This is a genomic window from Clostridium sp., from assembly GCF_051656525.1.
GTDB lineage: Bacteria > Bacillota > Clostridia > Clostridiales > Clostridiaceae > Clostridium.
Map to the genome: position 1 here is coordinate 1 of NZ_JBOGCC010000104.1, position 2,957 is coordinate 2,957.

Sequence of the window (2,957 nt, forward strand, 5' to 3'; positions counted from 1 at the left end):
ATGATATAGATATAAAAAAATTAAGAAAAAATTGTTTTCGTCAATCTAAAGTTCCAGGTGAGTTTATGCTTCAAATGCGTATACCAGGTGGAGTAATAGAAGCTAAGTATTTAAAAACAGTTCAAGAAATTGCTGAAAAATTTGGTAATGGAACATTTCATATGGGAATGAGACAAACTTTTGATATTCCAGGAATTAAATATGAAAATGTAGAAAAAGCTAATGAATATATTGAAGAATATATTAAAGCTGTGCAAATTGATGAATGTAACTGTGATATGGAAAAATCAAAAAATGGATATCCATATATAGGACCAAGAAATGTTATGGCTTGTATTGGGAATACTCATTGTATAAAAGCAAATGTAAATACAAAAGAGATGGCAAATAAAATTGAAGAGCTAGTATATCCATCACCATATCATATAAAGGTTTCAGTTGCAGGATGTCCTAATGATTGTGCAAAAGGTCATTTTCAAGATTTTGGTGTGATTGGACAAACTAGAAATATTTATCATGAAGATAGATGTATAGGATGCGGAGCTTGTGTACGTGCTTGTGAAAAACATGCAACAAGAGTTCTTACATTAAATGATAAACATAAAATAGATAAAGATGATTGTTGTTGTGTTGGTTGTGGAGAATGTGTAATAGCATGTCCTGCAAGTGCATGGACAAGAGAAGAGAAAAAATATTATCGTGTAGTAATTGGAGGAAGAACAGGAAAGCAAACTCCAAGAATGGGAAAAACTTTTTTAAACTATGTAACTGAAGATGTAGTTTTAGCTATGTTTGCAAACTGGCAAAAATTCTCTTCATGGGCATTAGATTATAAACCAGAATATTTACATGGTGGACATTTAATTGATAGAGCAGGATACCATAAATTTAAAGAGATAATTTTAGATGGTGTAGAATTAAATGAAGAGGCGTTAGTTGCTGAAAATATATTCTGGGCTGAAACAGAATATAGATCAAACTTTAATGTTAAACCTATGGTGATGCATAAAACAATAAATTCTAATAGAGAAATGAGATAAAAAAGGAGGCTTTTTAGCCTTCTTTTTTATTATAATTATAAAAAATATTAAAATATTGTAGTAAATAACAAAATGAGAGGAAAATGTGATAAAATTAAGATAGAGGTTAAATCACCTTAAAAAAATAAGAGGTCTGTAAGTGAATGAAAAAATTAAAAAAATTAATACTACTAGTTGTAATAATTGTTTTAGTAATAGTAGCAGGGAAATGGGTTGTTGGAAAAGTGTATAAAAAATATCTTTATATGACACATCCAGAAAAATATAATTCCTATGTATTAAAATACAGTGAGGAATTCGGAGTTGATCCTAAGTTTGTTGATGCAGTTATAAAAACAGAAAGTGATTTTAAGCCAAATGCAACATCTAATGTAGGTGCTAAAGGGCTTATGCAAATAACAGATGAAACAGGACAAGATATTGCAAATAAATTAGGAGTAATAAATTTTACACCAAATATGTTGTATGAGCCAGATATAAGTATTATGTTTGGAACTTATTATTTAAGTAAGTTAATACAGCAATTTAACAATGATCCAACTTTAGTAATAGCCGCATATAATGCAGGAGGAGGAAATGTGGAGTCTTGGCTTAATAATCCTGAATACTCAAAGAATGGAACAAGCTTAAGTTATATACCTTTTAGTGAGACTAGAGCTTATGTACAGAAGGTTCTTAAAAATGATAAAATTTATAAAGAATTATACAATTAAAATTTTAAAGGGGAGTGGTTTAAATGAAAAAGAAAAATATAGCTAAATTAGCAATAGGTGGAGCAGCACTTGCAGGAGCAGCATTTATAGCAGGAAGTAATTATTTTTTTAATCTAGCACTTAGTACAAAAACAAATAAAGATAAAGTCTTTGGTGATGAGTCGTCAGAAGAGGGATTAAGTATTGATCAAACTAGTGGACTTCTAACAAAAGAAGATTTAGAATGGTTTGAAAGTAAAAAAGATAAAAAAGATATTTATATTTTATCTGATGATGATTTAAAACTACATGCCTATAAAATATTAAATGAAGAAGAAACAAATAAATGGGCAATAGTTGTACATGGATATATGAGTAGTGCTATATATATGTCAAGAATAGGAAAACATTATTATGAAAAAGGATATAATCTTTTATTAATAGATTTAAGAGGACATGGAAAAAGTGAAGGCGAATTCATAGGAATGGGATGGCCTGATAGATTAGATATAATAAACTGGATAGAATATATAATGAATATAGATAAAGAAGCTAAAATAGTTTTACATGGAGTATCTATGGGAGCAGGTGCTGTTATGATGGCAGCAGGAGAAGAACTTCCAAACAATGTAAGAGCTATTGTAGAAGACTGTGGTTATACATCAGCATGGGAAGAGTTTAAATATCAAATGAGAACAATATATAAGCTTCCAGAATTCCCAATGATGCAAGGTGCAGATATGATAAGCAAAATTAAAACAGGACATTCAATAAAAGATGCATCTGCAATAAAGCAAGTAGAGAAATCAAAAACACCGATTTTATTTATACATGGTGATAAAGATGAATTTGTACCATATGAAATGATGCAAGAATTATATGATGCAGCACATTGTGATAAAGCTCTTGTAACAATAGAAGGAGCTGGACATGCTGAGGCAGCGGGAACAAATCCAGAAGTTTACTTTGATGCTGTATTTGACTTTGTGGAAAGATATATGGGCGATATAGTAGAAGAACCAGAGCAAGAAGAAAAGGTAGTATCTAAAGATGAGTCAAAAGATAAAGTAAAAGAAGAAGTAAAAGAAGAAGTAAAAGAAGAAACTTCAAAATAGGAAAAATAAGAAAGCATCATCTAGAAATGTATGATGCTTTCTTTTTAATTTAGAATTAGCAAAGGCTAGTTCATCTTTTTTATATATACTTATTTTAAAATGAAGCTTGG

The 2,957-nt window shown here is 29.7% G+C and carries 3 protein-coding genes; all 3 read left to right on the forward strand.

Annotation, left to right across the window (positions count from 1 at the left end; translation table 11 throughout):
- A partial coding sequence (asrC, locus tag ACRDDY_RS04595; RefSeq protein ID WP_438563793.1) for a sulfite reductase subunit C occupies positions 1–1,040 on the forward strand: 1,040 nt, incomplete at its 5' end.
- 143 nt (positions 1,041–1,183) lie between these two features.
- A complete protein-coding gene (locus tag ACRDDY_RS04600) occupies positions 1,184–1,753 on the forward strand; it encodes a lytic transglycosylase domain-containing protein (protein ID WP_438563794.1) in 570 nt (189 codons plus the stop codon).
- Between the two features lie 23 nt (positions 1,754–1,776).
- Positions 1,777–2,847: an alpha/beta hydrolase gene (locus ACRDDY_RS04605; RefSeq protein ID WP_438563795.1), complete on the forward strand. Its 1,071-nt coding sequence runs from the start codon at positions 1,777–1,779 to the stop codon at positions 2,845–2,847.
- Positions 2,848–2,957 lie beyond the last annotated feature (110 nt).

What these genes read in the sequence shown, in the direction of transcription:
- ACRDDY_RS04600 (WP_438563794.1), top strand. Translation starts at nt 1,184, where the DNA reads ATGAAAAAATTAAAAAAATTAATACTACTAGTTGTAATAATTGTTTTA.
- ACRDDY_RS04605 (WP_438563795.1), top strand. Translation starts at nt 1,777, where the DNA reads ATGAAAAAGAAAAATATAGCTAAATTAGCAATAGGTGGAGCAGCACTT.